Below are 7052 nucleotides of genomic sequence, written 5' to 3'. Positions count from 1 at the left end.
GTCTCTTCGCAATGACGAACCTCGTTCAACAAGCTGCCAATCCCTGTCACAAATCACAGCTTAAATTTCAATACGCATTCCACCTCGCTAAGCCCAAGCAGTGTTTCTTCGTTCTACTTAAATCCGGCCTAACAAATTTTTCGGCAGCGCTTATCAAATCCAAACCACTGACTTTAAAGAAAAATTTTCAGCCGGTGTTTTTTGTTTCTTTTTGACATCAAAAAGAAAAAAGCCCGTCCGGCCAGGACAAAAAAAACACCCCGCCCTGCGGGCACCCCTCTAAAAGAGGAGAATTGCAAAATGTCTGATTATACCTCAGCATAACAGTATAATCAAAGTCGCTGCAAAAAACGCAGCTAAGTTTTGCCACCTCCATGCCTCCTCGCAGTGATGGAGCTATCATATAATATACCGCTCCAACTCATCTGCCAATTTCCTGTCATTACTTAACCTTGGCACTTTATTCTGCCCACCTAATTTCCCCTCACTTTTCATATAATTCACAAAAGCATCTTTTTGCAAAGTACGTATGATTAAAGGTTGAAGGATGTTACCTTCAATCAGGTCAAAGTAGTAAATATTTTTCTTTTGCAAAACCTGATCAACTTTTCTACTAAAAGCCACCATGTCCTTTGGCGCAACAGAAAACTCTACAAACCATTCATGATAAGGCAATTCCCCTGCCTGTGGATTAACTTGTGGAGCAACCGTAAATTCTGTTATTTCCACTTTTTCTTCATTAGCTGCCTTTAAAAGGGCATATTCTACTTCTTCGCCAATTACATGTTCTCCAAAAGCAGAAATGAAATGTTTAATTCGCCCGGTAACTATAATTTTATAGGGATTTATGGACACAAATTTTACGGTATCGCCAATACTGTATCCCCACAAACCCGCATTCGTATTTAAAATTAACGCATAATTGACATCCAATTTCACATCAGCAAGCGATAATCTGGTTGGGTTATCGTTGTAATATTCATCTGCTGGAATAAATTCATAAAAGATTCCAGCGTCAGCCAATAACAACAAGCCTTTATCTTTTTGTGAATCCTGATAGGCGATAAATCCCTCAGAGGCCGGATAAGTTTCAATAGAGTCAATCTTCTTCCCAATACTTTGTTCAATCCTGGCCCTATACGGCTCGAAGTTTACACCCCCATAGATAAACAGACTAAAGTTTTTAAAGATTTCAGCAATTTTTTTTCCACCACTTTTTTCCGAAAGTTTATCGAAATACATCTGTACCCAAGGTGGAATTCCTGAAATCAGGGTCATATTCTCGTGGATGGTTTCATCAACGATGGCATCAACCTTTTGCTCCCAATCTTCGATGATATTGGTTTCATAAGATGGCAGGCGATTTTTTTGGAGGTATGCGGGAACGTGATGTGCCACAATGCCAGACAAACGCCCCACGTTAATTCCATTTTTAACATTCAGTACCGGACTTCCCTGAAGAAAGATCATTTTTCCATTCACAAAACCGGCTTTACCGGTTTCATTAATATAGGTTAAGATAGCATTTCTGGCGGCTTTAATGTGCTCAGGCATTGATTCCCTGGAAAGCGGAATATATTTCACACCAGAGGTTGTTCCGGATGTTTTGGCAAAATAAAGTGGTTTTCCTTTCCAAAGCACATCTGATTCGCCGGCAACAACCCGATCAATATAGGTTTTCAATCCCTCATAATCCTGAACGGGGACATGATTCTTGAAATCCTGATAGTCTTTTATTGTTGCAAAATCATGGTCTTTGCCAAATGCAGTATCTCTGGCACCATCAATCAGTTTCCTGAAATTTTTATTTTGGGCACGAACGGCATTATTCTTCCATTTGTTGATTTGCCAAACTACAAATACCGCAAAAGGCTTGCTTAATGCTGCTTTAAGCCCCGAACCCCCTAAAGTGGGCTTTACCTTTCTATCGCTTTTATCTATCTCCATTAGTTTTACTTAAGGTTCTCAACTCGTCCTTTAGAGGTTTGCGGGTTAAACGATATTATGTAAAATATCCGGATGTTTATCACCTTTATATTCGCTTGCAATTTTACGATAAGCGACAGTTAAGGCTACGCTGGATAGTGGAACAATTATAAATGAACTCAAAATATTGACCACAAATGCCACGAAAGGCCAGTGTAATAGATTAAATAACAAATAAATGAGGTATCCCCCGCCCAACACCAACAATAACAACAAAATTTTGGTAAAGTTTCCTTTGGTAATGGCCAAACTCAATTTGATGGATTCAAAAGGGGCAGCATTTTTATCAATGATAAAAAACGGAAAAAATGAGATTCTCAACCAGGTAATAAACAAAGCCAGAATGGCCACACCCACGGCAATCTGGGTAATTATCACGCCTGTTGCCTGAAAACTTTCAACCCAACCAATTTTGACCAGATGCCTTAAAACAGGATCTAAAATATAAAGCACCGGAAATAAAATCAAACCAATGAAAAGTATGCAGCCAATAAAATAAAGTGTTGCAATTAAAAATCTGATGATCTGCTGTCTGGTTGGTAAAGTATCTACAATCTTTACATCATTTTCTTCATCATCCATTAAATGAAAAATGTATTTGAATAGAGAAAGATTGATGGTAAAATATAAAAACACGAAAACGATTGCCATTACCACACTGAGCACCTTACTAACATCTTTAATAAAAAAGGCCATTAAACTGGAGGCACTTGCTGTAATAAACATTAAAAAGCATAGGGTGGCAATAGAAAAATAATGCTTTCTGGTAATGCTCCATGCCTTTTGAATTACATCATTAACGGCAAACGTACTTTCTTTTAAATAATTGATCATTGTTATTTGAATACCACTCTTTTAAATAAATCCTGTATAAATCCAAGGCCATATGCAGTTAATTGGATGAACGAAGATATAATACTCAAAAATGCAACTTTTACTGCTTTATTTACCGACCAGGAGTGAAAAAATATTAACAAAAAATACAGCAACACAAAAAAATTGCAGATGATGGCCAAAGGCCAATAAAAGATGTTGCAAAGTATGGTAAAACCAATCCCAACTGTGAATAAGGCCGGGAAAAAGTGAACAGGCTTTAGCTCTTTAGGAAAGTGTTTATAAATATTAATTCTCGCCCTGCCGAAAAAATGCAATTGTTTGTAAAACTGACTAAAACTTGTTCTTCTTTTATGATAAACTTTAGCTTCTGGTATCAATCCTATTTTAAAGCCATTTTCATGAATACGTATGCTATATTCGATATCTTCTCCCAGTCTGGTTAAAATAAAGCCACCAACTTGCTCCCACGCCTGACGGGAAACCCCCATATTGAAGCTTCGGGGATGAAACTGACCTACATGCTGTTTATTTCCACGAATTCCTCCGGTTGTGAAAGGGGAAGTCATGGCATAACTGATGGCTTTTTGAACGGGTGTGAAACTCTCGTGCGCAGCATCCGGACCACCATAAGCATCTAAATGATGTTCGTACAGATAGTTTTTTACGATTTCGAGATAATTTGCAGGAACTAAAATATCAGAATCAAAAATCACAAAGTAATCGCCTTTTGCCCTTTCAAACCCAAAATTACGGGCAAAACCTTGTCCGGCATTTTCCTTAAAATAATATTTTACATCGAGCTGATCGGCATATGAATCTACAATTGCCCTGGCGTTGTTTGTCGAACCATCTTCAATAACCAAAACCTCAAACTGTAAATAAGTTTGTTTGGTTAGGGTATATAAAAGCTCGTCAATTTCCTGAGGACGATTATAAAGCGGTATGATTATAGAGAAAAACATGTTTATAAGGAAAAAGGTAGAGGTAGAAGGTATAGGGTTTGGGGCGTATAAACCTTACGCCTTAAACCTTTTGCCTTACACCCTCTTCTCTATTAAGTATTGATTTCTTTCGGGTGCATTACGCGACAGGAGTTCGGCAATGAAACCTGCGAGGAACATTTGCGAGCCGACAACGATAGCCACTAATGATAAATAAAATAACGGTTGCTGCGTTACATCGCGATAAGGCAGGCCTTTCCAGATTAAATATTGCTTTTCAAATAGCGTGTAAAGCGACATCACAATACCAAGAAAAAAACTTAGCACACCTAATGAACCAAAAAAATGCATGGGCCTTTTGCCAAATTTGCCCACAAAAAAAATAGACAATAAATCCAAAAAACCATTGATGAACCTGCTGAAACCGAATTTAGTGGTTCCGTATTTACGGGCTCTATGTTCTACCACTTGTTCGGCAATTTTGTTGAAGCCTGCCCATTTAGCAATAACCGGAATATAGCGATGCATTTCGCCATACACTTCAATGGTTTTAATCACATCACTCCGGTAAGCTTTTAAGCCACAGTTGAAATCGTTTAACTCAATACCGCTCATTTTACGCGTTGCTGCATTAAACAATTTTGTGGGTACGGTTTTGGTTATCGGATCGTAGCGTTTCTTCTTCCAGCCAGAAATCAGATCCAGTTTTTCTTCTTTTATACGGCGGTATAATTCCGGGATCTCATCAGGACTATCTTGTAAATCGGCATCCATGGTAATGACAACATCGCCTTGAGCAGCCTCAAAACCTACATTTAACGCTGCTGATTTGCCATAATTTCTTCTGAATTTAATGCCCTTTATAGCCGGATTCTGCAATCTCAGTGATTCGATAACCTCCCAGGATTGATCGGTACTGCCATCATCAACCAAAATGACTTCGTAGCTGAAATTATTTTCAGTCATCACGGCATCAATCCAGGCTGTTAATTCAGGTAAAGATTCATCTTCGTTAAATAAGGGTACTACAACTGATATATCCATTTATTGAGTATTATCGTCATTGCAAGAATCTATTTTAAAAGATTGCCACGTTCCTTACCTATTCCTAAGCTTCGTTCGCAATGACGCATTATTGAAAAACGTGCAAATTTCATCAAATTAAATGATAAAACCTGCACGTTCAAAATTTTTGATCTGTATTATAATTTAATGTCTTTAGCCGGTACTTTAATAATCTTTCCCTGGTTAGAAAAAACTAAAAAACCATCATTTTTCTTTTTATAATCAACTAGTTTTTTGAAAGCAAGATGAAGTCCAATTCTTATCTTCTCCCTCATTTCAATATTATTAACTTTAGCATTCTTCATTTGATCTCAGATTAAGCTTTGTCCAAATCTCTTTTTCAAAGATAGTTATTTCTTTATTTAGATTTCCTTCCGCAATAAATTGCAGATCACTATTGGAACTATTGATAACCAACCAATAATCTGATACTGAAAAAAAATTGTCTAAATTCTTGATCCCCCCTAACATACCTTCTTCTGATAACATCTTCAGGAATATGATGCCCTCCTTCTGAAACCCTGGTTTTAACCCTTTCAATTGCCAATTCTACATCGCTTAACCAAAAAAACAAAAGTGTAACCTGATAACCTAATAATCTGGCTTTAGCAATGGTATTGAGGTATGATTTTGTTGTTAAAGTAGTTTCAATAGCAAAATCGACTTTTTGAATTAACAACTCGTCAATTCTATTCAGCATAATTTTACCAGCCTGAATAGCTACGCTTTCTGGTTTAAAAGGAGAAATTCCACGAGCGATTTCATCGGCATTAACAAACTCTCTGCAATTTAACATTTCTGGAAGCACCGTAAAAGAGGCAGTTGTTTTGCCAGCTCCATTGCAACCTGAAATGATATATAAATTTGACATTAAGAATGTTACCCAAAATAAAACGTGCAAATTTCATCAAATTAAATGATAAAACCTGCACGTTCAAAATTTTATAAAAAGAATTAAGACTCGGTTGGGAAAGTATTAAAAGTTGTTGGTTCTTTTTTCTTTAAAATTACAGCTAATATCAGTGACAGCACGCCATATAAAGCCAGAGAAACACCAAAACTGGTAATTGAATTTTTAAAGGTTGGTGCTAGTTTTTCTTCCATATTACCTGCCTTTTCCAAAGCCTCATCTATCTGTTCAGAAGCCATTCCAAATTTCTCCATCATGGCTCTTTGAGAATCTCCAATTGCCGCCGCAGCTTTTGATGGTAAATCAGGATCAATTACGGTCATTAATAAAATATTATATAAAACCGCTACAAGTGCCAGAATTAAAGAAATAATGAGAAAGGATTTAAATGCCTCGCCAAAAGTCCAGTAACCACCAATTTCTTTACGGATGGTAATGCCCACAAAAACGAGCAAAACAATAAAAATAATGAGGATAATAAAGGGTAATGCGAAATTGGTATAAAGCATTACCGGATTAATAAAATGCAGTGTAAGCGATATTACTACTGATACAGCCGCTAGTATGAAACCATACTTAAGCGATAATTTGGAAATTAGAGCACTTTTGTCCATAGTTTTAAATTTAATTTAGTTATTGATGGTTGTAATCAACGTATAAGATGCAGCATCGAATGCTTTGTTACTGCTATACTGGATTATTTCTTTTGTGGTGGTGGCACTTCCTTCAACATCAAGGAAAAAAACCATAAAAGGCACAAACAGCTCTTCCATTTCTGTACTGACGTTTAATTTCGTCACTGCTTTACAAATTTCCTCAACGCTGCTTTCTGCCAGTTGCTGATTGCTGATCATTTCTTCATAGATTTCAAATTCATCCTGAAATTCATCATCCTCCACTAACAAAAACTCCTTTAAAAAATCTCCTAATTCAGGCTCAATACCTTCATCCTTACATTCTTTAATATAAAGCAAAAGATTTAGCAATTCTGTTCCCCGATCAATCGTTTCTTCCTCAATATTTGCCCATTCATCACTTTCCAGATAATCATCTTCAAGTTTCTGAACATCACTGCTGAAAAAATTTACCATCAATAAATCGAAAAACACTTCGCGTAATTCTTCAAATTTTGGATGTGAATCAAACACCACATCGAAAGCGGTTACTTTATCCAAAAAGTTAACATCAAGCTCGAAAACTGCAAGAAGTTCTGTTTCAAAACCCTCTACGTTAGTTTCCGAAACTTCAGCATATTTATTTAGCGATGCGATTAACGCTTTTTTTACTCTATTATCCATAGGATTAAGATTTTT

9 protein-coding genes are annotated in these 7052 nt (G+C 36.7%); 1 reads left to right on the top strand and 8 read right to left on the bottom strand.

Features of this window, described 5'->3' with window-relative positions; all coding sequences use genetic code 11:
• The coding region (locus DU508_RS24115) for a hypothetical protein (RefSeq protein WP_233509526.1) at window positions 1-215 on the top strand (215 nt) is incomplete at its 5' end.
• 184 nt (window positions 216-399) lie between these two features.
• Here DU508_RS24115 and DU508_RS13580 read toward each other — a convergent pair.
• The 8 genes from DU508_RS13580 to DU508_RS13550 form a co-directional block, all read right to left on the bottom strand.
• A complete protein-coding gene (locus DU508_RS13580) occupies window positions 400-1947 on the bottom strand; it encodes a GH3 auxin-responsive promoter family protein (RefSeq protein ID WP_115403318.1) in 1548 nt (515 codons plus the stop codon).
• Window positions 1948-1992: 45 nt separating this feature from the next.
• A complete protein-coding gene (locus DU508_RS13575) occupies window positions 1993-2820 on the bottom strand; it encodes a hypothetical protein (RefSeq protein WP_115403317.1) in 828 nt (275 codons plus the stop codon).
• 2 nt (window positions 2821-2822) lie between these two features.
• Window positions 2823-3785: a glycosyltransferase gene (locus DU508_RS13570; protein WP_115403316.1), complete on the bottom strand. Its 963-nt coding sequence runs from the start codon at window positions 3783-3785 to the stop codon at window positions 2823-2825.
• 75 nt (window positions 3786-3860) lie between these two features.
• Window positions 3861-4808 carry a glycosyltransferase family 2 protein gene (locus DU508_RS13565; protein ID WP_115403315.1) on the bottom strand — a complete coding sequence of 316 codons (948 nt, stop codon included), beginning with the start codon at window positions 4806-4808 and terminating at the stop codon, window positions 3861-3863.
• 158 nt (window positions 4809-4966) lie between these two features.
• On the bottom strand, window positions 4967-5134 hold the full coding sequence (locus DU508_RS23845; protein ID WP_158542173.1) for a hypothetical protein: 168 nt from the start codon (window positions 5132-5134) through the stop codon (window positions 4967-4969).
• Window positions 5135-5232: 98 nt separating this feature from the next.
• Window positions 5233-5700, bottom strand: a complete 468-nt coding sequence (locus tag DU508_RS13560) for a zeta toxin family protein (protein ID WP_233509521.1) — start codon at window positions 5698-5700, stop codon at window positions 5233-5235.
• Window positions 5701-5783: 83 nt separating this feature from the next.
• Window positions 5784-6353, bottom strand: a complete 570-nt coding sequence (locus DU508_RS13555) for a DUF4199 domain-containing protein (protein ID WP_115403314.1) — start codon at window positions 6351-6353, stop codon at window positions 5784-5786.
• Between the two features lie 15 nt (window positions 6354-6368).
• Window positions 6369-7037 carry a hypothetical protein gene (locus DU508_RS13550; RefSeq protein WP_115403313.1) on the bottom strand — a complete coding sequence of 223 codons (669 nt, stop codon included), beginning with the start codon at window positions 7035-7037 and terminating at the stop codon, window positions 6369-6371.
• Window positions 7038-7052 lie beyond the last annotated feature (15 nt).

It is taken from the genome of Pedobacter chinensis (assembly GCF_003339865.1).
Lineage (GTDB): Bacteria > Bacteroidota > Bacteroidia > Sphingobacteriales > Sphingobacteriaceae > Pedobacter > Pedobacter chinensis.
Note: the sequence above shows the minus strand (reverse complement) of the source record. Positions and strands in the feature narration are given on the sequence as shown.